The organism is Bradyrhizobium cosmicum (assembly GCF_032290525.1).
Classification (GTDB): Bacteria; Pseudomonadota; Alphaproteobacteria; order Rhizobiales; family Xanthobacteraceae; genus Bradyrhizobium; species Bradyrhizobium cosmicum_A.
In genome coordinates, this window is sequence record NZ_JASXTA010000006.1 from 38,504 (window position 1) to 62,806 (window position 24,303).

A 24,303-nucleotide genomic window follows, 5' to 3' on the forward strand; every position below is an offset into this window, starting at 1 on the left:
TGATTCCTCGACAGGCCGCGGCGTACTGGATGCCCCGGTCAAGCCGGGGCATGACACCGTATCTAGGGGTTTCTACCCCTTCTTCCCCACCCGATACCCCGCTGCCGGATGCGGCACGCTGAGCCTTGCGCCCCCTCCGCCGAACAGCTTCTCCCGCAGCGTGCCTTTCGCGTATTCCGGCTTGTACCGCCCGCGCCGGGTCAGCTCCGGCACCAGCATGTCGGCGATGTCCTCGAAATCGCCGGGCGAGATCGCGAACGCGACGTTGAGGCCGTCGACATCGGTCGCCTCGAACCACGCCTCGATCTTGTCCGCAACCATCTCCGGCGCTCCCACCACGACGGGCCCGGCGCCGCCAATGCCGACATGCTCGATGACGTCGCGCACGGTCCAGACGCGGTCCGGATCGGCGCGGGTGACGTTGTCCATGGCGCTGCGGCCGGCGTCGTTCTGGACGTGGCGGACCTGCTGGTCGAGGTCGTAGCCGGAGAAGTCGACGCCGGTCCATCCCGACATCAGCGCCAGCGCGCCCTCCGGGCTGATGTGGCGGCGATAGTCGGCGTATTTCTCCTTGGCTTCCGCCTCCGTCCTTCCGAGGATGATTGTCATCATCGAGAACATCAAAATTTCCGTCGGATTGCGGCCGAGCGCGGCGGCCTCCTGCCGGATCGCGGAGACGCGCGGTGCGATCACCTTGGCTGACGGCCCCGATATGAACACACATTCGGCATGCTTGGCTGCGAATTGCCGGCCGCGCGGCGAGGTGCCGGCCTGGTACAGCACGGGGGTGCGCTGCGGTGACGGCTCGCTCAGATGGATGGTATTGTTGATGCGGTAATTCGCGCCCTCGTGGTTGACGCGGTGAACTTTGGTGGGATCGGTGAAGATGCCGCGCGCCCGATCGCGCAGCACGGCGTCGTCCTCCCAGCTGCCTTCCCACAGCTTGTAGACGACCTCCATATATTCGTCGGCGATGTCATAGCGGTCGTCATGGCCGGTCTGCCTGTCCTTGCCGGCGCCGCGCGCGGCGCTGTCGAGATAGCCGGTGACGACATTCCAGCCGATCCTTCCTTCGGTGAGGTGGTCGAGCGTCGACATCCGCCGCGCGAATGGGTAGGGCGGCTCGAACGAAAGATTGCTGGTGACGCCGAAGCCCAGATTCTTGGTCACAGCCGCCATCGCCGCGAGCAACAGCAGCGGCTCGTTTGACGGCGTCTGCGCCGCGTTGCGCAAGGCTGCGTCAGGGCTGTTGCCATAGACGTCGTAAACGCCGAGCACGTCGGCGAGGAACAGCCCGTCGAAACGGCCGCGCTCCAGCGTCCTGGCGAGATCGATCCAGTAGGGCAGGCGGTTATATTCGGCCGTGCGGTCGCGCGGATGGGTCCACAGGCCCGGTGACTGGTGTGCGACGCAATTCATCGCAAAGGCATTGAGCCTGATCTGCTTGGCCATGCTGGTCCCTCGGCGCCCTGTACCGGGCGCTCTTCGAATGATAGACGTGCGCCCCAACTTGGCGAAGTTCTTGCATATAACTTGCGCTTGGCAAGGCCAAATCAGCGGCGCTCCCGCTCTTGGCAAGCCAATCTCAAGAGAGCAAGAACGAAATCCCAAGAGAAGTACAAGCGAACTACAAGATCATCCAACTCCCCGCCTCTTTCGAAGAGCATCCTGTCTCGGGTATGCTCCTTCGCCTCGCAGTCCGAAAAGCAGATCATGACCAGAGCCGACGCCATCGCCCGCGCCCGTGAGGATTTCAAATCCGGTGCGTTCCTCGCCGAACTCGACCGCCGCGTCGCCTACAAGACCGAGAGCCAGAATCCGTCGCGCGGCGCTGAGCTGCGCGGCTATCTCGAACAGGAGATGCAGCCGGCCTTCGCGGCGCTCGATTTCACCAGCCGTCTGGTCGAATCCCCGAGCGGCAAGGCGCCGTTCCTGTTCGCCGAGCACCACGAGAGCGCGTCCGCGCCGACCGTACTGATCTACGGCCACGGCGACGTCGTCGACGGCATGGAGGGCGAATGGCGCGAGGGCCGCGATCCCTGGCGCACGACGATTTCGGGCGCGCGGCTCTACGGTCGCGGCACCGCCGACAACAAGGGCCAGCACAGCATCAACATGGCGGCGCTCCGCGCGGTGCGCGAAGCCCGCGGCGGAAAGCTTGGCTTCAACGCAAAATTCATCGTCGAGATGGGCGAGGAGATCGGCTCGCCCGATCTCGGCAAGGTCTGCGATCTCAATCGCGACGCGCTCAAGGCCGATCTATTCATGGCCTCCGATGGGCCGCGTTTGTCCGCCGACCGGCCGACGCTGTTCCTGGGCTGCCGCGGCGGCATCCGCATCCATCTCGACGTCAATCTGCGCGACGGCGGTCATCATTCCGGCAATTGGGGTGGCGTGCTCGCCAACCCAGCGACCATTCTGGTCAACGCGATCTCGACGCTGGTCGACGGCCATGGCCGTCTCCAACTCGATGCGCTGAAGCCGCCGCGGCTCACCAACCAGATCCGCAGCTATCTGGCCGACGTTCAGGTGGTGCCGACCGAAGACGAGCCGGCGCTCGCCGAGAACTGGGGCGAGGAGGGGCTGTCGGCGGCCGAGCGGCTCTATGCCTGGAATACACTCGAAGTGCTGGCGATGTCGTCGGGCAATATCGAGAAGCCGGCCAACGCCATCCCCAGCCACGCCAATGCCGTGCTGCAACTGCGTTTTGTGGTCGGCACCAAGGTCGACGGCCTGATCGAAGCCGTCCGTGCGCATCTGGTCGCAAAGGGATTTCCGATGGTTGAGGTCCGGGCGGCCCAGAGCTTTGCTGCATCGCGTACAGATTTCGATAGCCCCTGGATCAAATGGGCGGCGGAGTCGGTGCAGCAGACCACCGGCAAGGCGCCGGCGGTCCTCCCAAACTTCGGCGGCTCGCTGCCCAACGACGTGTTTTCCGAGATTCTGGGCCTGCCGACGATCTGGGTGCCGCACTCCTATCCCGGCTGCTCCCAGCATGCGCCCAATGAGCACATCCTGCTGCCACTGACCGAAGAAGCCTTGACGGTGATGGCCGGGCTGTTCTGGGATCTCGGGGACTTGCAGAGCCCGCTGACCTGAGCCGTTAACCTGAGCAGACGGTCCAGCCGAAAGTCACATTCTAATCCGGCGTGATTTGTGCTTGCATCCCGCCGCATCATCCTGAAAGGGGACCAAAAAAGTGAAACATTTCTGTAGCATCGGCCTCGCGCTTGCCGCGACCTTCGCCGTCAGCCAGGCCGGGGCCCAGGAGCTGACGGGCACGCTGAAGAACATCAAGGACACCGGTGCCATTACGCTGGGCTTCCGCGACTCCTCGATCCCGTTCTCCTATCTCGACGACAATCAGAAGCCCATCGGCTACGCGATGGACATCTGCTACAAGATCGTCGATGCCGTGAAGAAGGAGCTCAAGCTCGACAAGCTCGAGGTCAAGCTCAACCCGGTGACCTCGGCGACGCGCATTCCGCTGATGGCCAACGGCACCATCGATCTCGAATGCGGCTCGACCACCAACAATGCCGACCGGCAGAAGCAGGTTGCCTTCGCGCCCACACACTTCCTGACCGCCAGCCGCTACGTCTTCAAGAAGTCGAGCGGCCTCAAGTCGATCGACGACCTCAAGGGCAAGACGGTGGTCTCGACTGCCGGCACCACCAACATCAAGCAGCTCACCGAAGCCAATGTCGCGAAGGGCCTCGGCGCCAACATCATCCCGGCCAAGGACCATGCCGAATCCTTCCTGATGGTCGAGACGGATCGCGCTGTTGCGTTCGTGATGGACGACATCCTGCTCGCGAGCCTCGTTGCCGGCTCGAAGTCGCCTGACGATTTCGTCATCTCCAAGGACGCGTTCTCCAAGCCCGAGCCCTACGGGATCATGCTGCGCAAGGACGATGCGCCCTTCAAGAAGGTGGTCGATGCGGCGGTTGGCGCGGTCTATACCTCCGGCGAGGGCCAGAAGATTTACGAAAAGTGGTTTACGCAGAAGATCCCGCCGAAGGGCCTCAACCTCAACACGCCGATCTCGGCGGAGCTGAAGAACCAGTTCGCCAAGCCGACGGACTCGCCGAACCCGGACGACTATAAGTAAGATGCTGTTTCCCTCTTCCCGCAAGCGGGGAGAGGGAGCATATTCCGGCCATTCTGGAGGGAGTGGCCGGACATTTGCATAGGCGCCTGGCACATCTGGGCGCGTTCGCGCGGGGGACACGTGAACTACCACTGGAACTGGGGAATTTTCTTCGAGCCGAACCCGATGGGGACCGGCACCTATCTCGACATGCTGTTGTCGGGCCTGGTGCTGACCCTGAAGACGGCGGCGCTCGCCTGGGTCATCGCGCTGATTTTCGGCTCGCTGGTCGGCGTCATGCGAACGCTGCCCTCGAAGGGGGCCAATTGGTTCGGCTTCTGCTGGGTCGAGTTCTTCCGCAACATGCCGCTGCTGGTGCAGCTGTTCCTGTGGTTCTTCGTGCTGCCGGAATTGCTGCCGAGGTCCGCCGGTCTCTGGCTGAAGCAGTTGCCGAACGCGCCGTTCTGGACTGCGGCGATCGGCGTCGGCTTCTTCATGTCGGCCCGCGTCGCGATCCAATTGCAGGCCGGTATCGGATCGCTGCCGCGCGGCCAGAAGATGGCGGCAACCGCGCTCGGTCTGACCACCGTGCAGGGCTACCGTTACATCTTGTTGCCGATGGCGTTCCGCATCATCCTGCCGCCGCTGACCTCCGAGTTCCTCAACACCATCAAGAACACGGCCGTCGCCATCACCATCGGCTTGATCGAGCTAACCGGACAGGCGCGCTCGATGCAGGAATTCTCGTTCCAGGTGTTCGAGGCCTTCACGGCCGCGACCATCCTCTACCTCCTCGTCAACGCGGTCGTCGTGACCGCTATGCGTTTCCTCGAGCGCTGGGTCGCGATCCCCGGCTACATCACGGGGAAATAGCGCCATGTTCGATAATCTCGATTTCGACGTCATCCGCCGCGCGCTGCCCTATCTGTTCTACGAGGGCATGACCTTCACGCTGACGCTGACGGGGCTTGCAGCCCTTGGCGGTCTCATCTTCGGCACGGCGCTCGCCCTGATGCGGCTGTCCGGCTTCAAGATCCTTGGCCGAATCGCCGGCGTCTATGTCGACTTCATGCGCTCGCTGCCGCTGGTGCTGGTGATCTTCTGGTTCTACTTCCTGGTGCCCTATATCGGGCAATGGGTGACTGGCGCCTCGCGCCCCATCAGCGTCGGCGCGTTCGCCTCCTCGCTCATCACCTTCATCATGTTCGAGGCGGCCTACTTCTCCGAGATCATGCGCGCCGGTATCCAGTCGATCTCACGGGGCCAGCCGGCCGCCGCCAATGCGCTGGGCCTGACCTACGCCCAGACCATGCGCTACGTCGTGCTGCCGCAGGCGTTTCGCAACATGCTGCCGGTCCTGATCACGCAGACCATCGTGCTGTTCCAGGACACCTCGCTGGTCTACGTTCTGTCGATCACGGACTTCCTGGGCGCGGCGAGCAAGGTCGCGCAGCGCGACGGCCGTCTGGTCGAGATGTATCTGTTCGCGGCCGTCGTCTACTTCACCATTTCCTGTGTCGCGTCCTTCGGCGTGCGTCGCCTGCAGGCGCGCATCGCCATCATTCGATAGAGCGTGTCGGTCATGATCGAAATCAGCCACGTCAACAAATGGTACAGCCCGACCTTCCAGGTGCTGACCGACTGCACCACCAGCGTCACCAAGGGCGAGGTCGTCGTGGTCTGCGGCCCCTCGGGCTCGGGCAAGTCGACGCTGATCAAATGCGTCAATGCGCTTGAGCCGTTCCAGAGCGGCGACATCAGCGTCGACGGCACCAAGGTCAATGATCCCAAGACCAATCTGCCGAAGCTGCGTTCGCGCGTCGGCATGGTGTTCCAGCACTTCGAGCTGTTCCCGCACCTGAAGATCATCGACAATCTCTGCCTCGCACAGCAGAAGGTGCTCGACCGGTCGCGCGAGAAGGCATTGGCGAAGGGCATGCAGCTGCTGGAGCGCGTCGGCCTGAAGGAACAGGCGCAGAAGTTTCCGGCGCAGCTCTCCGGTGGCCAGCAGCAGCGCGTCGCCATCGCCCGCGCGCTCGCCATGGATCCCATCGTCATGCTGTTCGACGAGCCGACCTCGGCGCTCGACCCTGAAATGGTCAGCGAGGTGCTCGACGTCATGGTCGATCTCGCCCATGAGGGCATGACCATGATGGTGGTGACCCACGAGATGGGCTTTGCCCGCAAGGTCGCCAACCGCGTCATCTTCATGGATCGCGGCGAGATCGTCGAGGACGCGGCGAAGGAGGATTTCTTCGGCAAGCCGCGCAGCGACCGTGCGCAGAAGTTCCTGTCGAAGATTCTGTCGCATTAACCACCGGCGTCATCCCGGGGCGCGCGTAGCGCGAGCTATGGTGCGCAATTGCGCACCTGAGGATCCATACTCCCGATGGTGGTTATGGATTCCGGGCTCATTCGCCCTGCGAATGCCCCGGAATGACGAAACGAGGGGTGATCGCTCCTTCCGATTGGCGTATAACGCCGCCAAATCCTCACTTTCCTCCCCAGGAGACCCGCCTTGGACTCGATCGCCTACGTCAACGGCTCATTCGTCCCGCTCTCGGACGCCAAAGTTTCGGTGCTCGATCGCGGCTTCCTGTTCGCCGACGGTATCTACGAGGTCTCGGCGGTGCTTGGCGGCAAGCTGGTCGACAATGCCTCGCATCTGACGCGCCTGGAGCGCTCCGTCGGCGAGATCAAGCTGAAACTGCCGGAGACGGTCGAGCGCATCACCGAGCTCCAGAAGGAGCTGATCGCGCGCAACAAGGTCGAGAATGGCCTCGTCTATCTCCAGGTCACGCGTGGCGCCGACAGGGGCCGCGACTTCGCGTTCCCCAAGGGCGACGTCAAGCCGAGCCTCGTGATGTTCACCTCCGAGAAGGACATCATCAACGCCGCCTCGGCCAAGACCGGCATCAACGTGATCACCGTGCCCGACATCCGCTGGGAGCGCCGCGACATCAAGAGCGTCGCGCTGCTCGCGCAGGTGTTGGCGAAGCAGGCCGCGGCCGAAGCCGGCGCAGGCGAAGCCTGGATGCTGGAGGACGGCTATGTGACTGAAGGCGGTTCATCCTCGGCCTTCATCCTGACCAAGGACGACGTCATCGTCACCCGCAAGAATTCCAACGCCATCCTGCCGGGCTGCACCCGCAAGGCCGTCGTGGCGCTCGCCGAAGAGCGCCAGCTCCGCGTCGAGGAACGTTCCTTCACCGTCGCCGAGGCGCTGGCTGCCAAGGAAGCCTTCGCCACCTCGGCGTCGCTGTTCGTCCAGCCGGTGATTGCGATCGACGGCAAGAAGATCGGCGACGGCAAGCCCGGCCCGATGGCGACGCGCCTGCGCGAGATCTATGTGGAGTTCGCCAAGGCGACCGCGGTTTAAGCCACACCCACCGCTGTCATCGCCCGGCTTGACCGGGCGATCCAGTACTCCGCGACAGGAGTGCTTGAATCGAGAAGCTGCGGCGTACTGGATGCCCCGGTCAAGCCGGGGTATGACAGTTGAATGTGTAGAGGCAGTTTGGCCTCCATGCGTCTGCGCCTCACGCCACCGACGCTTTCACCTTCACCGGATGCACCGCGCGGAATGCGATCGCGATCCTGTTCCAGGCATTGATGGCCCCGATCAGCATCGTTAGGTTCACCGTCTCCGCATCGGAGAACTGTGCGCGGACTTGCTCATAGACGTCGTCGGGCGCGTGCGTCTCGGAGATCAGTGTCACTGATTCCGTCCAGGCCAACGCAGCACGCTCGCGGTCGGTGTAGAGCGGGGATTCGCGCCAGGCGTTGAGCAGATAGATGCGCTGCTCGGTCTCGCCGCGCTTGCGGGCGTCCTCAGTATGCATGTTGATGCAGAAAGCGCAGCCGTTGATCTGCGACGCCCGGATCTTGACGAGCTCGATCAGCGATTTTTCCAGCCCGGTCGACTGGATCTGCTCTTCCAGTGCCATCAGCGCCTTCATCGTGTCGGGGGCGGCCTGGTAGAAGTTCATGCGGGGTTTCATGGTCGTTCTCCTTGCTTGCTGGGTTAGTGGGCACCACCGGCCGAGGTCTGGCCGGTCTTCAGGAACAGGACGGCAGCGAGTGCCACGATCAGAGCGACGCCGAGCAGATAGAACGTGTCGCTGAAGGCGAGGATATAGGCCTGCTTCTGCACGGTATGGCCGATCGCAACATAGGCACGATGCGACGCATCCGCAGGGTCGAGGATGCCGTGATTGACGAAATACTGCGTGAGCTGCTCCAGCCGCGTCCGCGTCGCCTGCTCGAACACCGAGACCGACTGCATCAGGACGTTGGAGTGATACTGCTCGCGCTTCGTCAGGACTGTTTGGAGCAGCGCGATGCCGACGGCGCCGCCGAGATTGCGCATCATGTTGAACAGGCCGGAAGCCGAGCCCGCATTCTCCGCCTCGATGCCTGATGCTGCGACCGCCGACAGCGGTGCCATCACCAGTGCCTGGCCGACGGCGCGGACGACGTTAGGCCACAACAGCTGGTCGGCGGCATAGTCGTTGGTCATATAGATGTTCATGAAGTTCGAGGCCGCGAACAGCACGAAGCCGACGCCGATGATGATGCGCGCATCGAGCTTCTGCATCAGGCGCGGCACCAGCGGGATCAGCAGGAGCTGCGGCAGGCCGGTCCATGCCAGCACCATGCCGATCTGCTCGGAATTGTAGCCCTGGATGCGCGACAGATATTGCGGCAGGATGAACACCGAGCCGTACAGCGCGACGCCGAGCAGGAAGTTCGCGAGCATGCCGAAGCCGAAATTGCGGCGCACGAGCAGGCGGAGGTTCAACAGCGGCTTCTTCACCGTCAGCTCGATGATCAGGAAGACGATCAGCGCGACGGCCGCGATCACCGACAGCTTGACGATGAACGGCGAGCCGAACCAGTCGTCCTTGTTGCCTTCCTCCAGCACGGTTTGCAGCGCGGACAGGCCGATCGCCATGGCGATGATGCCGGCCCAGTCGCCCTCGCGCAGCAGCGAAAGCTTCATCGGCTTGGGCTCCAGCGCGTACCAGAGCATGCCGACCATGATCGCGCCGGGCACGAGGTTGACATAGAAGATGTACTGCCAGCCGAAATTCTCGGTGAGATAGCCGCCGATGGTCGGGCCGATCGCCGGGGCGAACGTCGCCGACAGCGCGAACAGCGCAAGGCCGACCGATTGCTTGGCACGCGGCAACAGCGTGATGATCAGCGTGAACGCCATCGGGATCAGCACGCCGCCGGTAAAACCCTGCACGGCGCGCAGCACGATCATCTGCGGCAGGTCCTGCGCCAGAGCGCAGGCCGCTGACAGAACCAGGAACAGCAGCGCATTGGTGAGCAGATAGATGCGGATCGAGAACACCTGCGCCAGCCAGCCGGACAGCGGAATTACCACGATCTCGGCGATCAGATAGGAGGTCGAGATCCAGCCGCCATCGTCGATGCCGGCACCGATCGCGCCCTGGATGTCGGCGAGCGAGGCGTTGACGATCTGGATGTTCAGCACCGCCATGAAGGCGCCGAGCGTCGCCCCGATCACCGCGATCCAGGTTTTTACCGAAACCGCCGCTGTCGCGGGAGCGACAGGAGCAGGGATGTTGGTGGCGGATGCAGCGTTCAAGGTCGGTTGGAGCGTGCTCATGGAAGCCTCGTCTCGGGTACGGAGACAGGATGCATCAGGTGGGTGGGTTCGATAATCGACGACGTCTTGGAGGGACCGTCCGGCGGGACTTGATAATCCCACTGGCTTTCCCGGCTTCAGCCGCCGTTCGGGCGCGTCGTATTGTCGGCGAGGTGCCTTGCGGTCTCGCGCTCGGCCAGCACGGCGGCCTTGGTGTCGATCGTCGGGACCGCCGACATGCCGGGCCGTAGCAGGCCGGTCAGGCTGTGGACGTCGAGCACGATCTTCACCGGCACGCGCTGCACGATCTTGGTGAAATTGCCGGTGGCATTGTCCGGCGGCAGCAGTGCGAATTCCAATCCGCTGGCCGGCGAAAGGCTATCGACGTGGCCACGCAGGGTCTGGCTATGGAAGCTGTCGACATGCAGCTCGACCGGCTGGCCAGGGCGCACATGCGTGAGCTGCGTCTCCTTGAAGTTCGCGACGACATAGACCGCATCGAGCGGCACCACCGCCATCAGCTGCGTGCCGGCCTGCACGAACTGGCCAACGCGCAAGCTGCGGGCGCCGATCGTACCGTCGACCGGGGCGCTGACGTCGGTATAGGACAGGTTCAGCGCCGCCTGCTGTGCGACCGCGCGGGCGCGGTCGAGCTGGGCCGTGGCCTGGGCGCGCTGGGTGGTGAGCACGTCGACCTTGCGCTGCGCGGCCACGAGGCCCGATCTGGCATGCTGCAATTGCGCGTTGCTGGCGCGCAGCGCAGCATCGGTCTGCTGTGCACGCTGGATCGTGCCGGAGCCCGACTTCATCAAATCGTCGTAGCGGGCGCGCTCCTCCTGCGCGAATTTTAGGTTGGCGTCGGCCGCAGCAACATCGGCCGTGCTCTGCTCGATGATCGGTTGTTGCAGTTCGAGCTGGGCGTCGATGTTGCGCACCGAGGCTTCGCCGGCGGCGACGTCGGCTCTGGCCTGGTCGAGCGCCGCCTTGAAGTCACGGTCGTCGATCCTGGCCAACACCTGGCCGGCCCTGACCTTCTCGTTGTCCCCGACCAGCACCTTTGCGATGTAGCCGGAAACCTTCGGCGCGATAATCGTGGAGTCCGCCTTCACATAGGCGTCGTCGGTGGTCTCGAGGTAGCGGCCGTCGGTCCAGTAGTCGTGTCCGTAATAGACAAGGGTAGCCGTGCCGGCGAGGAGCGCGAGCGCCAACGCCGCGCGCCGAACCATATTCCGGGTCGGGACAGCCGGTGAGGCCTTGGGAAAATCATGAGTTATTTCAGTCGCTTGCTGGAAGTTCTCGGTGCGGGGCATCTCGGACATGGTGGTCTCCTGTCGGCTTGCTCGGACTATCGGCCTTTCCAGCTTGGGTGATAATTGACGAAATACCGGAAGGATTATCCATCAGGGGTGGATAGTCGGAGAGCATCGTCTTGATTGCCATGGTCTACCGAACCAGGCCTGTGAGTGCCCCAGAGCGATTGCCGCCTCTGTCGCGCAATTGCTGCTAACGCCGGTGCTCTGCTGGAGGCCGCGAGCGACTAGCTGGTGTTCTGATCGATAATCGGGCCGAATTCCTTGCGATTATCGATCGAAAGCGGATAATCAGGCCACGATGGACCGATTGACCAGTCTCGAAGTCTTCAGCCGGGTGGTCGAGACCGGCGGCTTCTCCGCAGCAGCTCGCAAGCTCAACATGTCGACCACCATGGTGAGCAACCATGTCCAGGCACTGGAGGACCGGCTCGGCGTGAGGCTGCTTCAGCGCACCACGCGCAAGGTCAGCCTGACCGAGATCGGCAAGGCATATTACGACCGTTGCATCCAGATTCTCGCCGATATCGAGCAGGCCGACGACATCGCCAGCGAATTGCAGTCAGTGCCCCGCGGCACGTTGCGCGTCCACGTCGCCACGCACATGGTGCCGTTCGTCGCGCCGGTGGCGGCGAAACTCCTGTCGACCTATCCGGAGCTCAAGATCGATCTGCGCATGGGCGAAGCCGAAATCGACCTCATCGAGGAAGGTTATGACGTTGCCCTGCGCATGACCTCGCCGCCGGATTCGAGCCTGATCGTCCGCAGTCTTGCCACTTGGCGCCACGTGCTGTGCTGCTCGCACGACTATCTCGAAAGGCACGGTCGCGTGCAGAAGCTCGATGAGCTCACCGCGCATAATTGCGGCCGTCATTTGAATTATCCCTTCGGTGACGAGTTGCGCTTCTTCGATCGCAAGGGCACGCCGGCATCGGTACGGGTTTCCGGCAGCTTCATCACCAACAGCGGTGAGGCCCTGCGCAAGGTGGCGCTGGAAGGCGCTGCGATCTGCCTGATGGCCGGGTTTCTCGTTCGGGACGATCTCGAGGCCGGTCGGCTCGTTCGGCTCCTGCCCGAATATCGTCCTGTCGAGATGTCGATGAACGCGGTCTATCCGCACAAGCATCATCTGTCGGCGAAGGTCAGGACCTTCATCGACATGCTCGTGCACCACAGCGCCGAGCAGCAGAAGCTTATCAATCCGTATTCATGAGCGGCGCGGCGGTGGCAGGACCGTAGGGTGGGCAAAGGCGCCCTTGCGCCGTGCCCACCATCTCTCCGCGAATCCGCAGAACCGGTGGGCACGCTTCGCTTTGCCCACCCTACGATTCCGTCAATGCGGCGGCGGCAATCGCCCGAACACGCCGTCGAGCGTCATGCCGATCGCGAGCAAGCGGCGGTCGCTTCCGGCGGGGCCATCCAGCTCAAGGCCGATGGGCAATTTGCTTGTGTCGCCGAGTGCAATCGGAATCTGGATGCCGGGAATGCCGGCATTACTTCCGGGATCGGTGTTTTGGATGAACAGGCCGAAGTTCTCGAAGCTGCTGGATTCCGGGTTGGAGGCAATCGCGACACGCGGCGTGGTCGGGAAGGCGATGGCGTCGAGCCGGTTGTTGGCGAAAGTCCTGCTGTAAAGCCCCTGCAGCGCGGGCCGTGCAGTCTTGATTGCGGCGTCATAGATCGGCTTGGCGTCAACCAGCGTGCCATCGGGAGCGGGCAGTTTGCGCGGAATCACCAAGCCATCATAGGTGCCCTTCACGTCGGCGCTGGAGATGGCCTGCGCCAGTGCCTCGATGCTGAGGCCGGTGCCGGTGTGCTTGAGATAGGCGACCAGATCGTCATAAGCCTCGTACAGCGCGACGGGAAAGCTGACTTGGGCGTTGAGCTCGGCCAGTTGCGGCATCTCGATGTCGACGACCGTGACACCTTGCGTCGTCATTTTCGCGATTGCCGCTTGGAACGCGGCGTCGGTGTCGGCATCGAGATTGGTCAGCATCGACCTGACGATGCCGATGCGAACCTGCTTCAGATCAGCCGGCGCAATTTCGTCTCCACCCGCGATGACGCGGTCGAGCAGCGCGACATCCGCCATCGTCGCGGCCATCGGCCCAGCGGTGTCTCGGGTGTGCGAGATCGGCGCGATGCCTTGCTGCGGATAGCGGCCGACGGTCGGGCGCAGCGAGGCGCAGCCGTTCAGCGCAGCCGGCACCCGGACCGATCCGCCGGTGTCGGTGCCGAGCCCGCCCGCCACGATCCGAGCGCCGATCGCGGCGCCCGTCCCGGAGGAGGAGCCGCCGGCGATCAGGGCGCGATCATAGGCATTGCGCACGCCGAACTCGGCGCCGGTCTTGAAGGCGGTGTTGTAGCCCGAGATGCCGAAGGCGAGCTCATGCATGCTGGTCTTGCCGATGACGATCGCACCGGCGGCTCGCAGCTTTGCGACAACCGGCGCATTGGTCTTCGGAATGTAATCCTTCAGTGCGGGCGTGCCGGCGCTGCAAGGCAGCCCTGCCACTTCGATATTGTCCTTGATCACGATGGGAACGCCGCCGAGCGGCTTTGTCTTTTCTCCCGCCGCGTCGAATGCGGCAGCGGCCTTTAGGGCGCCGGCCTCATCCAGGGTGACAAAGGCATTGAGGTCAGTATTGGCTTTGGCGCGGGCAAGGGCTTCCGTCGTGAGTGCGGTGCTCGTCACTTTGCCGGCGCGGAGGTCGGCCGCAGCCTGGGTCAGGGTCCACTGGTCGAAATCCATGATACGTCACCTGATTGCAGGGGGGCCGACAGGGCGTCCTTCAGAGCCCGAGGCTGATGCCTCACCGATGCCGCGTCAACCGTGGGCGTGCATCTTTTGTGTTACCGATGTCGTCAAGTTCGCGAGCAGCCGCTCGACCTCGGGCTTCACCTTGGCGATCGCTGTGTCCTTTACCGGTCCGTAGCCACGGATATCCATGGGCGCTTTTGCGATGACAACGAGGTCGGGCAGATGCGCTGCGTCGAGCCGGCCGAGGATGCGTTCGATCAGACCTTCATACCAGGCGATCAGCTCCCGCTCGGTACGTCGTTCCTCGGTGTAGCCGAACGGGTCGAACGGCGTTCCGCGCAATCCCTTCAACCGCGCCAGCACGGCGAGCGGCATCTGAATCCACTGACCGAAGGCGCGCTTGCGCGGCCGGCCGCGCGCATCGCTCCCGGACGGCAGGAACGGCGGGGCAAGGTGATACTGGACGCTGAAGCCGTCCTCGAATTCGCGCTTCAATTCGTCGAGGAAGCCGCTCTGCATGTGCAGGCGTGCCACTTCGTACTCGTCCTTGTAGGCCATCAGCTTGAACAGGGCGCGCGCGACTGCCTCGGTCAACGCCTCACTGTTCAGCTCAGTTTCGGCGCTGCGGACTTTCTCGATCATCAACCGATAGCGCGCCGCATGGGCATCATTCTGATAGGCGGTGAGGAAATCGGCGCGACGGTCGATGATCTGGTCGAGCGTCTCGGCCTCGGGCGCTTCGTCCACCCCAGGCAAAAAGGCCGGATCGGCCGCCGCAATCCGGCCCCAGGCAAAGGCCTGTCTGTTGCGATCGACCGCGACGCCGTTGAGCTCGATCGCGCGCAGCAGCGCTTGCAGCGAGACCGGCACCAGCCCGCGCTGCCAGGCAAAGCCGAGCATGATGATGTTGGCATAGACAGCGTCGCCAAGCAGCCGTTCGGCCAGAGCGTTGGCGTTGATCGTGTCGAGATTGCCGTCGCCGATCACGCCGCCGATTGCGCGCAAGCGGGCTGGCGAGGCGAGATCGGCGTCGCGAAAGCGGACGACGTCGCCGGTCGGCATCTCCGCGGTGTTGACCGCGGCGCGGGTGCCGCGGCGATAGGTGCCGGACGCCTTTGGCGAGGAGCTGACGACGAGGTCGCAGCCGATCAGCGCATCGGCCGCGCCCTGGTCGATGCGGACCTGGTGCAGCGCCTCGGGCGAGGCGGCAACGCGGATGAAGCTCAGCACCGGTCCGAATTTTTGCGCAAAGCCGGTGAAGTCGAGGACCGAGACGCCGCTTCGTTGGAGATGTGCGGCCATGCCGATCAGCGCGCCGACCGTGATCACGCCGGTGCCGCCGACGCCTGTTACCAGCAGGTCGTACGGACGGTCGAGCGCGGCGATAGCCGGCAGGGGAAGTGTGGCGGCGTGGCCGACCGCGTCGATCTGGCTCGCGCTCTTCCTCCGTCGTGTCGCGCCTTCGACGGTGACGAAGCTCGGGCAGAAGCCGTTAAGGCAGGAAAAATCCTTGTTGCAGGCCGACAGGTTGATCTGGCGCTTGCGCCCGAATGGCGTTTCCTTCGGCTCGACGCTGAGGCAGTTGGATTCGACCGAGCAGTCGCCGCAGCCCTCGCAGACGAGATCGTTGATGTAGGCGAAGCGCTTGGGATCTGCCATCTGGCCGCGCTTGCGCCGGCGCCGCTTCTCGGTGGCGCAAGTCTGCTGATAGATCAGCACGGTGACGCCGGAGACGTCGCGCAGCTCGCGCTGCACGGCATCCATCTCTTCCCGCGGATGGATGGTCACGCCTATCGGGAAATCGGCTGGCGCAAACTGCGCGGGATCATCCGATACCAGCGCGATCCGCGAAACACCTTCGGCGCGGACGCTATGCGCGATGGCATGGACACTGACGGGACCGTCGACCGGCTGACCGCCGGTCATGGCGACGGCGTCGTTGAACAGGATCTTGTAGGTGATATTGGCTTTGGCCGCGATCGCCTGCCGGATCGCCATCGAACCGGAATGATAATAGGTGCCCTCGCCGAGATTCTGGAAAATGTGCTTGCGGCCGGTGAATCTCGACGAAGCCGCCCAGTTCACACCTTCGCCGCCCATCTGGATCAGCGAGGACGTCTCGCGGTCCATCCAGCTCGCCATGAAATGACAGCCGATGCCGGCCAGAGCCTTCGATCCTTCAGGTACCTTTGTCGATGTATTGTGCGGGCAGCCCGAACAGAAGTAGGGCGTGCGCGTCGCGCCTGAGACATTGATCGTGCGCTCGGCCTCCGGCACCAGCGCGGCCGCGCGCGCGGCGAGATCGAGGCCCGGAAACATCGGATCGAGCCGGCGAGCCAGCACGCCGGCGAGCGCGCGCGGCGACAATTCGCCGATCCATGAGATCAGCCGTGCGCCGGTTTCGTCATGCTTGCCGACCATGCGCTCGGGCTTGCTGCCGGGATAGTCGTAGAAATATTCCTTGAACTGGCTCTCGATGATACCGCGCTTCTCCTCGACCACCAGGATCTCGCGCTTGCCCTTCACGAAGTCCATGGCGTCGTGCAGCGCCAGCGGCCAGACCATGCCGACCTTGTAGACGTCGATGCCGATGCTGCGGCAGGCCGCTTCATCGAGGCCCATCAGCCGCAGCGCTTCCATCAGATCGAGATGCGCCTTGCCTGTGGTGACGATGCCGTAGGTGGCACCGGGAATGTCGTAGATGTGGCGATCGATCGGATTGGACTTTGCGAAGGCGTAGACCGCGTGCTTCTTCGCTTCCAGCCGCTCCTCGATCTGCGGGCCCGGCAGGTCGGGCCAGCGATAGTGCAGGCCGCCGGGCGGCGGCGTGAAGTCTGGCGTGCGGAAGGCACGCGGCCGGCGCAACGCGACGGATGCACCCGACTCGACGATCTCCGAGATCGCCTTGAAGCCGACCCACATGCCGGAGAATCGGCTCAACGCGTAGCCATATTCGCCGAACTCCAGGTATTCGCTGACGCTGGCGGGGTGCAGCGTCGGCATGAACCAGCTCATGAAGGCGACGTCGGACTGATGCGGCATCGACGATGACACGCAACCGTGGTCGTCGCCGGCGACCACCAGCACGCCGCCATGCGGTGAGGAGCCGTAGGCATTGCCATGCTTGAGGGCGTCGCCGGAGCGATCGACGCCTGGGCCCTTGCCGTACCAGAGCCCGAACACGCCATCGACGGCGCGATCCGCCTGCGTCTCGACCTGTTGCGAGCCGAGCACGGCGGTCGCCGCGAGGTCCTCGTTCACTGCGGGGAGGAATTCGATGCGGTCCCGCTTCAGCCGGTCCTGGATGCGCCAGAGCTCGAGATCGACGCCGCCGAGCGGCGAGCCGCGATAGCCTGAGATGAAGCCCGCGGTGTTCAGCCCCGCGGCACGGTCGCGCCGCACCTGATCAAGCGCGATGCGGACGATGGCCTGCGTGCCCGTGAGGAAGACGCGGCCGTCCTCGCGGTCGTAGCGGTCGGAGAGCTCGTAAGCATCGAGTGACGGAATGGCGTCCATGGCGGACCTCGCGGGCAACCTGCCGAATAGCCGAAGGGTATGCCTGGGAGGGTGGTAAGTCTTACCTATTCGCCCGCCGTCGACCGATTATTCGGTAAAACTTTGCAAATGGTGGCATCATTCGGTGGAAGTTACCGATTTCCGGAGTTTTCATGATCGAAGAGCAGGACACGCGGATTCTCGTCCATCTCCAGAGGGACGGCCGCGCCACCAACCAGCAGCTCGCCGACGAGGTCGGCATGTCCACGTCGGCGTGCTGGCGCCGGGTGCGTGCGCTGGAGGAAAGCGGTGTCATCCGGGGCTATGCGGCGCTGGTCGCGCGCGAGCAGGCGGGTTTTGCCATGTCGGCGATCCTCCACGTCTCACTGGAACGGCACGACGCGAAATTCGTCGACGAGTTCGTCGCGCGGGTGACCACCCGGCGCGAGGTGCTGGAGTGCTTTGCGACGACGGGCGATGCCGATTATCATTTGCGCGTCGTGGTGCAGGACATGGCGGCCTACAACAGGTTTCTCGACGAGTTCATGTTCCGCATTCCCGGCATCCGCTACGTCCGCAGCAATGTGGTGCTGAAGGAGATCAAGACCAGCGTGGCGCTGCCGTTCTAAGACACGGGAAGTGCAGTAGGGTGGGCAAAGGCGTGTAACGCCGTGCCCACCATCTCGCCTCGATTTGCGAAGGTGGTGGGCACGCTTCGCTTTGCCCACCCTACGGCACCTTTGTCATTTCACCGCTGCTCCCGGTCGCCCTCAACGATCCCCCAGCTAGTGTTTTCCGCAGCAGCAAATTTCACCCAGCGCATGTCATATCCTTGTTGCTATTCCGTGGCATCGCGCGGCTGCATCTTCCAGGCGCCGGCGGCAGGCCGCTTCAGCCCGAGATTTTCCCGCAGCGTCTTGCCGCGATACTCATTCTGGAACAAGCCGCGGCGTTGAAGCTCCGGCACGATATGCTGCACGAAGTCCGCGTAGGAACCCGGCACATAGGTCGCGGCGATGACGAAGCCGTCGCAGCCGCGCTCGACGAACATCTCCTCCAGCTCGTCCGCGATCTCCCTGGGGCCACCGACCATGGCGTCATGCACCTGGCCGCGGCCCGAGAAGCTGACGAAGTCGCGCGCGCTCGGATTGCTCTTGCCGGAATTCTTCAGCACGCCGTCGCGGATGCCCAAAATGCCCTGCATGCTCTTCAGCTCGTCCGTCGTCAGTGGCTCGTCGAGATCCTTTGAGGCGAAGTCGTAATTGAGCGCTTCGGCGAGCAGCGACAGCGCGTCGATCTCGAGCGGCAGCTTGTTGATCAGCGCCATCTTGTCTTCGGCCTCGGTCTTGGTCGCGGCGCAGACCGGCGTCGTCAGATTGCAGAGGAACATCTGGTCGGGATCACGGCCGGCCTTGGCGGCCTCGTTGCGAACGGCCGCGTAGCCGTCCCTGGCGCCCTGGAGATTGCGCGCGGCGGTGAAGATCACCTCGCCCCATCGGCCGGCAAAGCGCTGACCGCGGCCGGACGCGCCGGCCTGGATGATGACGGGATGGCCCTGGTCCGAACGCGGCACGGTGAAGGGACCGCGGGACTTGAAGGCCGGTCCCCTGTGATCGAGCCGCTTCACCTTGGCCGGATCGGCAAAGCGGCCGCTCTTCTTGTCCATGATGAGGGCGCCGTCTTCCCAGGTATCCCAATGACCGAGCACCACTTCCATGAACTCGTCGGCCTTGTCGTAGCGGGAATCATGTTCGGGATGGGAGTCCCGCCCCATGTTGAGCGCCTCGCCGTCATTGAGCGAGGTGACGACGTTCCAGCCGGCGCGTCCGCCCGACATCAAATCGAGGGTCGCGAAGCGGCGCGCGACGTCGAACGGCTCGTAATAGGTGGTCGAACAGGTCGCTGCCAGCCCGAGCTTGTCGGTGACCATGCCCATCGTGGTCAGCACGATCAGCGGGTCCATCTTCACGCAGCGGATGCCGTATTCGACGGTGTGGGCGTGATCGTTGCCGTAGCGGTCCGGCATTGCCAGGCGATCGTCGAAGAACGCCATATGGAATTTGCCGGCTTCGAGTATCCTGGCGATCTCCTGATAATAGTCCGCCGACATCGAATCGTCGCGCGAGTCCGGATGCCGCCAGGAGCTCGGCAAATTCGTGCAGTTCTGCGCCTGGAGGAAGCCGACAAGTACCATCTGCCGCGTCATGCTGCGTTCCCTCGGCATTTGTGCCCTTAACGGGCTGCTTGTTGGGAGCCATCGTCTCAAAGCGCGGGAGCGATATCAATCTCCCGTAAACCAATACGGGGCTGCAAATTCGTAAAAGGATCACACCTTTCGTCGCAGATTCCTCCCGTGCGGCGGCATTCCCGAGAGTTTGGTGCCGGTCGTTCGCAGCTCGTTCACTTTGATCGAGGGTTTGCAGCGCGCAATAACGACCACTTAGGCGATGGCCGTTCATAAAGCATCGGGAGAATTAGGCAGAAATGCCCGGGAGCTGAGATCGTGCAGACGACCCTCGCGCGCACCTTTGCAGCGTTGAGCGCCATCAACGAAGCGATCCTCTACGCGAAATCGCCGGACGAGCTGTACCAGAAGGTCTGCGACGCCGGGTTTTCGAGCGGAGACTTCATGGCCGTCGCCGTGTTCCTCGTGGAGCCGGACGGTCATAAGCTCCGCTTTGCCGCTGGTTGCGGCGATGACGTGGCGCGGCTGAGCGCGATCGAGATCACCACGGAAGCCGGTACGCCGGAAGGCTCGGGCGTGGGCGGCGAGGCGTTCCGCAGCCAGAAGCTCTGCATCAGCAACGATTTCCTGAACGATCCGCGTTCGCTCGCGTGGCGCGACAGCGCGGTGGCGGCGGGTGTCGGCGCAGCCGCGGCGCTGCCCTTGATCTGCATCGGGCGCAGTATCGGGGTGTTGTATGTTACGCGGTCGGGGGCTGGCTCGCTCGACGAGGCGATGGTCTCGTTGTTCGAGCGGATGTCGGCCAATATCTCTCATGCGCTGGAGAGCTTCGCGACCGAGAGAGCCCGCCTGATTGGCGAGCGGGCAGTGCGGCGACTCAACCGCATGTTCGGCGCGCTCAGTGCGACGAACGAAGCAATCCTGCACGCCAGCACTGAACTGGACTTATACCAGCGGGTCTGCGACGCCGCTGTATACAGCGGCAAATCGCTTGCCACTTTCGTTCTGCTGCGCGAGGCGAATTCGCAATGGCTGACGCCGGTGGCCGCGACCGGACAAAATCTCGATCTGATCAGGCAGTCGCGCTACTCGATCGATCCGGAGAGTCCCTACGGCAAGGGCATCTCCGGCCAGGTGTTCCGGACGCAGAAAGCGATCGTCGAGGACGACCTCGTCAATCGCACCAAAGGGACGACCTGGGAGCAGACCAACGTCAATGCCGGAGCCGTCGCCTGCGTCGCTGCTCCGTTGATCAAGCGTGGCACCAGCATCGGCGTGCTGTTCTTCTTCGTGAGCAAATCCTGGGCGAAGGACGAAGGCATCGTCGCATTGTTGTTGCGAATGACCGAAAACGTATGCTTTGCGCTCGAGAATTTTGACCGCGACAAGGAGAAGGCCCAGATCGCGCTGGAGGAGGATCGGCTGGCGCGCATGTACGCGGCGCTCAGCGCGACGAACGAAGCCATCCTGCGGGCAAGCTCGCGCAGCGAACTGTTCGATCTGGTTTGCGAAGCCACGGTGCAGGGCGCGAAGTTCGCCTCGACCTCGATTGCGCTGCTCGACCGCGACGCGGAACTACTTCGCGTTGCCGCGTCCTCCGGACCGAACGCGGACGAGGTGCGATCCTTCAGATTGGCCGTCAGCGACGAGGTGCCGGAGGGACGCGGCCTGACCGGAACTGCGTTCCGGACGCGGCAGCCCTGCATCAGCAATGACATCCTTGCAGACGCCCGTCTCGCGCCGTGGCACGCCAGCGCGCGTCGCAACGGCATTGCGTCGTCTACCGCGCTGCCGCTGTTCAACGGCAACAGCGTCGAAGGCGTATTCCTGTTCAATTCGCGCGAGTGCGGTACTTTCACGGACGAATTCGTCGAGCTGTTGCGCAAGCTCCAGGCCAACGTCGCCTTCGCGCTGGAGAATTTCGATCGCGCCGACGAAAAAGCGCGGGCCGACAAGCAGCGCGACCGCCTGAGCGGCATGTTCGAGGCGCTAAGCGCCACCAACGAAGCCATCATGCGCGCCAAGAGCCGCCAGGAGCTGTTCGAAGCGGCGTGCCAGGCAGCCGTGCTCGGCGGCGTATTCGCCTCGACGACAATCGGCATCATTGACGACAAGCGTGAACTCGTCCGCGTCGTCGCGGCGAAGGGGCGCCTCCAGGAGCGAATGGTTGGACGCACCTGCTTTGTTTCCGCCGATCATCCTGAGGGCCAGGGAATCATAGGGATGTCGCTGCGGACCCGCCGGCCCAGTGTCATCAACAACTATCTTAACGATCCGCGATCGATGCACTGGCATTCCAAGGCGACAGAAGACGGAACGCGAGCCGCGGCCAGCTTTCCGCTGCTTCAGGCGGGCCAGGAGCCGATCGGGATTCTGCTTTTCCTCGCACCAGAAGAGAATACGTTCACACCGGATCTGGTCGAACTGCTGGGGCGCCTGGCCGAGAACGTGTCGTTCGCACTGGATAATTTCAATCGTGCCGAGGAAAAGGCCCGCACCGAGACGCAGAAGGAGCGCCTGACGCGGATGTTCGCGGCCCTGAGCGCGACCAACGAGGCGATCATGCGGGCAAAGTCTCGCGCCGAGCTGTTCGATCTGGTCTGCCTCGCGGCGTCGAACGGCGCCAAGTTCACCTCGACCACGATCGCCCTGGCCAAGGCGGACAGCGATCAGCTCGAGATCGTGGCCGCGGCCGGACCGTCCGCCGAAACCACGCGCAACGTCCGTCTCTCCATCGATCCCGAGCGTCCCGAAGGGCGCGGAATGAGCGGCACGGCGTTCCGCACCCGCCAGCCCTGCATCAGCAATGATTACCTCAACGACGATCGCGTCCGTGTCTTCCACGCCATCGTCCGCAATGACGGCGCGCGGTCTGGCGCGGCGTTCCCGCTCGTGGTGCACGACAAGGCCGCCGGCGTCATGATCTACATGTCGACCGAGCCGGGCACCTTCACGGCCGAGTTTGTCGAGCTGCTGCAGCGTCTCGCCGACAACGTCTCGTTTGCGATGGAGAATTTCGATCGTGCCGACGAGAAGAACGAGGCCGACGAGCGGATCGAGTACCTCGCCTCGCACGACAGCCTGACTGATTTGCCAAATCGCGAGACCTTCAACGGCTTGTTGCGCGGGGCCATTGATGAAGCCCAGCGCCATGATCACCGCTTCGCGGTGCTGTTCATCGATCTCGACCGCTTCAAGGTCATCAACGATTCGCTTGGCCATGAAGCCGGCGATCTGCTCCTGCTCGAAGTGGCGAACCGGCTGCGCCGCGCGCTGCGGGCAAGCGATGTGGTGGCGCGCCTCGGCGGCGACGAGTTCGTTGTGATCCTCGACCAGTGCGGCGAGATCGACGACGTCCAGCGTATCGCGACCGGGCTGCTGATGGCGCTCGCCGAGCCGATGGAGCTTGCCGGACACGAATGCCACACCACGGCCTCGATCGGCATCGCGATGTATCCGGCCAACGGTTCCGACGCGCAGACGCTGACCAAGAACGCCGACATGGCGATGTATCTCGCCAAGGAGGACGGCAAGAACGGCTATCGCTTCTTCTCCAAGGAGGTGAAGACGCAGTCGATCGAGCGGCTGTCGCTGGAGAGCGCGCTGCGCCGGGCGCTGGAGCGCGACCAGTTCTCGCTGAACTACCAGCCGAAGGTGGACATGGAGACCGGCCAGATCACCGGCGTGGAAGCGCTGCTGCGCTGGACGCACCCCGATCTCGGCAGCATCTCGCCGGCGCAGTTCATTCCGCTTGCGGAAGAGACCGGACTGATCGTGCCGATCGGCCGCTGGGTGGTGAAGGAGGCCTGCGCGCAGGCCATGGCCTGGCAGCGCCGCGGCCTGTTGCCGGTGTCGATGGCGGTCAACCTGTCGCCGCGGCAGTTTGTCGATGAACATCTGCTGCAGGACGTCGACGAGGCGCTGGCGGCCTCCGGCATGTCGCCGGTGCTGCTCCAGCTCGAGGTCACCGAGAGCATGATGATGCGCAATGTCGGGCGCGCGCTGAAGGTGCTCGACGCCATTCAGAGCCGCGGCATCCGCCTTGCCATCGACGATTTCGGCACCGGCTATTCGTCGATGTCGCTGATGAAGCATTTTCCGATCGACACCATCAAGATCGACCGCTCTTTCGTCCGCGACCTGCCGCAGGATTCGGAGGACCAGGCGATTGCGCAGGCGATCATCAGCATGGGCAAGGCGCTCGGCATGACCGTGGTCGCCGAAGGGGTCGAGAACTCCGAGCAGGAGGCGTTCCTGCGCGCCCATGGCTGCGACGAGATGCAGGGTTTCCTGATCTCGAGGCCGGTGCCGGCACGGCAGATGGCCGAGCTGCTGCGGCCGATGCTGCTGCCGGTCGCACCGCCGCTCCAGCCGGAGCCGGATCTTGCCGCCGCTGAAGCCGCGAAATTACGGCTGAAACGCGCTGTCGTCTGACGGCTGCGGCTGCAGTTCGCGGACGTCGTCCGCCTTGATCTGCGCCTTGCGCGGAAAATCATCCGGCCAGGGCACCGAGGTTTGCCCGGCGAACAGCGTGAGAAGAGCATGCGCGCCTTCGGCGAAGCTCGCGCCGTCGTCCAGGCCGAGTTCACGACACCATGCGCGTTGCATCGGCTCGTGCGCGTCGAACATCGCCATCGCCGGTCCCCACCACCAGGCCGGTGCCGGCGAGCGCTCGTCCTCGGGCACGGCGTGCCAGCGAACGAGCTCGTCCATCACGCGCTCGAATTGCAGGCCTGCGGCCTGATGCATTCGCTCTGTGCTCCCTGGGGCCGGCCTGAAGGCAGGCCGATGCGCGGTCTCGATCGTGGCCTTCGCTGTGAAGAATCGGCTCGCGCTGTCGGCTGA

Annotated in this window: 18 protein-coding genes; 9 read left to right on the forward strand and 9 right to left on the reverse strand. The window is 63.8% G+C overall.

The window, feature by feature from the left end:
- Positions 1-72 precede the first annotated feature (72 nt).
- Positions 73-1,452, reverse strand: a complete 1,380-nt coding sequence (locus tag QSV46_RS12845; protein ID WP_314951083.1) for an LLM class flavin-dependent oxidoreductase — start codon at positions 1,450-1,452, stop codon at positions 73-75.
- Positions 1,453-1,713: 261 nt separating this feature from the next.
- Here QSV46_RS12845 and QSV46_RS12850 point away from each other — a divergent pair, with 261 nt between their 5' ends.
- The 6 genes from QSV46_RS12850 (at position 1,714) to QSV46_RS12875 (ending at position 7,469) form a co-directional block, all read left to right on the forward strand.
- Positions 1,714-3,099 (forward strand): M20 family metallopeptidase, encoded by a 1,386-nt coding sequence (locus QSV46_RS12850; protein WP_314951085.1) that lies wholly within the window; start codon positions 1,714-1,716, stop codon positions 3,097-3,099.
- Between the two features lie 100 nt (positions 3,100-3,199).
- Positions 3,200-4,111 (forward strand): amino acid ABC transporter substrate-binding protein, encoded by a 912-nt coding sequence (locus QSV46_RS12855; RefSeq protein WP_314951088.1) that lies wholly within the window; start codon positions 3,200-3,202, stop codon positions 4,109-4,111.
- A 120-nt stretch (positions 4,112-4,231) separates the two neighbouring features.
- Positions 4,232-4,963, forward strand: coding sequence for an amino acid ABC transporter permease (locus tag QSV46_RS12860; RefSeq protein ID WP_314951090.1), 732 nt, complete (start codon positions 4,232-4,234; stop codon positions 4,961-4,963).
- Between the two features lie 4 nt (positions 4,964-4,967).
- Positions 4,968-5,660 carry an ABC transporter permease subunit gene (locus tag QSV46_RS12865; protein ID WP_314951093.1) on the forward strand — a complete coding sequence of 231 codons (693 nt, stop codon included), beginning with the start codon at positions 4,968-4,970 and terminating at the stop codon, positions 5,658-5,660.
- A gap of 12 nt (positions 5,661-5,672) precedes the next feature.
- A complete protein-coding gene (locus QSV46_RS12870) occupies positions 5,673-6,404 on the forward strand; it encodes an amino acid ABC transporter ATP-binding protein (RefSeq protein ID WP_314951096.1) in 732 nt (243 codons plus the stop codon).
- A 204-nt stretch (positions 6,405-6,608) separates the two neighbouring features.
- Complete coding sequence (locus QSV46_RS12875) at positions 6,609-7,469, forward strand: D-amino-acid transaminase (RefSeq protein WP_314951098.1); 861 nt, start codon at positions 6,609-6,611, stop codon at positions 7,467-7,469.
- Between the two features lie 160 nt (positions 7,470-7,629).
- Here QSV46_RS12875 and QSV46_RS12880 read toward each other — a convergent pair whose 3' ends face one another.
- From QSV46_RS12880 to QSV46_RS12890, 3 genes are all read right to left on the reverse strand, one after another.
- Entirely contained in the window at positions 7,630-8,091 is a 462-nt protein-coding gene (locus QSV46_RS12880; protein WP_007615070.1) for a carboxymuconolactone decarboxylase family protein, read from the reverse strand.
- A gap of 23 nt (positions 8,092-8,114) precedes the next feature.
- Entirely contained in the window at positions 8,115-9,728 is a 1,614-nt protein-coding gene (locus QSV46_RS12885) for an MDR family MFS transporter (protein ID WP_314951120.1), read from the reverse strand.
- A gap of 116 nt (positions 9,729-9,844) precedes the next feature.
- On the reverse strand, positions 9,845-11,026 hold the full coding sequence (locus tag QSV46_RS12890; protein WP_314951122.1) for an HlyD family secretion protein: 1,182 nt from the start codon (positions 11,024-11,026) through the stop codon (positions 9,845-9,847).
- 292 nt (positions 11,027-11,318) lie between these two features.
- Between QSV46_RS12890 and QSV46_RS12895 the strand changes: the two genes are divergently transcribed.
- Positions 11,319-12,230, forward strand: coding sequence for a LysR family transcriptional regulator (locus QSV46_RS12895; protein ID WP_314951124.1), 912 nt, complete (start codon positions 11,319-11,321; stop codon positions 12,228-12,230).
- A 120-nt stretch (positions 12,231-12,350) separates the two neighbouring features.
- Here the strand turns inward: QSV46_RS12895 and iaaH are convergent, their stop codons facing one another.
- Together iaaH and QSV46_RS12905 are read right to left on the reverse strand one after the other, a co-directional pair.
- Complete coding sequence (gene iaaH, locus QSV46_RS12900) at positions 12,351-13,769, reverse strand: indoleacetamide hydrolase (RefSeq protein ID WP_314951127.1); 1,419 nt, start codon at positions 13,767-13,769, stop codon at positions 12,351-12,353.
- Positions 13,770-13,844: 75 nt separating this feature from the next.
- Positions 13,845-17,294: an indolepyruvate ferredoxin oxidoreductase family protein gene (locus QSV46_RS12905; protein WP_314951129.1), complete on the reverse strand. Its 3,450-nt coding sequence runs from the start codon at positions 17,292-17,294 to the stop codon at positions 13,845-13,847.
- Between the two features lie 152 nt (positions 17,295-17,446).
- Here QSV46_RS12905 and QSV46_RS12910 point away from each other — a divergent pair, with 152 nt between their 5' ends.
- On the forward strand, positions 17,447-17,902 hold the full coding sequence (locus QSV46_RS12910; RefSeq protein WP_314951131.1) for an Lrp/AsnC family transcriptional regulator: 456 nt from the start codon (positions 17,447-17,449) through the stop codon (positions 17,900-17,902).
- A gap of 119 nt (positions 17,903-18,021) precedes the next feature.
- On the opposite strand, the gene QSV46_RS41410 is transcribed toward QSV46_RS12910, so the two are convergent.
- The gene (locus QSV46_RS41410) at positions 18,022-18,096 is read right to left on the reverse strand and encodes an Rv2993c-like domain-containing protein (protein WP_409997172.1); all 75 of its coding nucleotides are present in this window, start codon (positions 18,094-18,096) and stop codon (positions 18,022-18,024) included.
- Positions 18,097-18,111: 15 nt separating this feature from the next.
- Positions 18,112-19,479, reverse strand: coding sequence for an LLM class flavin-dependent oxidoreductase (locus QSV46_RS12915; protein ID WP_314951133.1), 1,368 nt, complete (start codon positions 19,477-19,479; stop codon positions 18,112-18,114).
- Positions 19,480-19,776: 297 nt separating this feature from the next.
- Here QSV46_RS12915 and QSV46_RS12920 point away from each other — a divergent pair, with 297 nt between their 5' ends.
- Positions 19,777-23,892: a GAF domain-containing protein gene (locus QSV46_RS12920; RefSeq protein WP_314951136.1), complete on the forward strand. Its 4,116-nt coding sequence runs from the start codon at positions 19,777-19,779 to the stop codon at positions 23,890-23,892.
- Here QSV46_RS12920 and QSV46_RS12925 read toward each other — a convergent pair.
- A complete protein-coding gene (locus tag QSV46_RS12925) occupies positions 23,866-24,207 on the reverse strand; it encodes a hypothetical protein (RefSeq protein WP_314951139.1) in 342 nt (113 codons plus the stop codon). The genes QSV46_RS12920 and QSV46_RS12925 overlap by 27 nt on opposite strands.
- Between the last annotated feature and the right edge of the window lie 96 nt (positions 24,208-24,303).

What these genes read in the sequence shown, in the direction of transcription:
- QSV46_RS12885 (WP_314951120.1), bottom strand. Translation starts at nt 9,728, where the DNA reads ATGAGCACGCTCCAACCGACCTTGAACGCTGCATCCGCCACCAACATC.
- QSV46_RS12890 (WP_314951122.1), bottom strand. Translation starts at nt 11,026, where the DNA reads ATGTCCGAGATGCCCCGCACCGAGAACTTCCAGCAAGCGACTGAAATA.
- QSV46_RS12870 (WP_314951096.1), top strand. Translation starts at nt 5,673, where the DNA reads ATGATCGAAATCAGCCACGTCAACAAATGGTACAGCCCGACCTTCCAG.
- iaaH (WP_314951127.1), bottom strand. Translation starts at nt 13,769, where the DNA reads ATGGATTTCGACCAGTGGACCCTGACCCAGGCTGCGGCCGACCTCCGC.
- QSV46_RS12895 (WP_314951124.1), top strand. Translation starts at nt 11,319, where the DNA reads ATGGACCGATTGACCAGTCTCGAAGTCTTCAGCCGGGTGGTCGAGACC.
- QSV46_RS12850 (WP_314951085.1), top strand. Translation starts at nt 1,714, where the DNA reads ATGACCAGAGCCGACGCCATCGCCCGCGCCCGTGAGGATTTCAAATCC.
- QSV46_RS12845 (WP_314951083.1), bottom strand. Translation starts at nt 1,452, where the DNA reads ATGGCCAAGCAGATCAGGCTCAATGCCTTTGCGATGAATTGCGTCGCA.
- QSV46_RS12910 (WP_314951131.1), top strand. Translation starts at nt 17,447, where the DNA reads ATGATCGAAGAGCAGGACACGCGGATTCTCGTCCATCTCCAGAGGGAC.
- QSV46_RS12880 (WP_007615070.1), bottom strand. Translation starts at nt 8,091, where the DNA reads ATGAAACCCCGCATGAACTTCTACCAGGCCGCCCCCGACACGATGAAG.
- QSV46_RS12915 (WP_314951133.1), bottom strand. Translation starts at nt 19,479, where the DNA reads ATGACGCGGCAGATGGTACTTGTCGGCTTCCTCCAGGCGCAGAACTGC.
- QSV46_RS12905 (WP_314951129.1), bottom strand. Translation starts at nt 17,294, where the DNA reads ATGGACGCCATTCCGTCACTCGATGCTTACGAGCTCTCCGACCGCTAC.
- QSV46_RS12865 (WP_314951093.1), top strand. Translation starts at nt 4,968, where the DNA reads ATGTTCGATAATCTCGATTTCGACGTCATCCGCCGCGCGCTGCCCTAT.
- QSV46_RS12925 (WP_314951139.1), bottom strand. Translation starts at nt 24,207, where the DNA reads ATGCATCAGGCCGCAGGCCTGCAATTCGAGCGCGTGATGGACGAGCTC.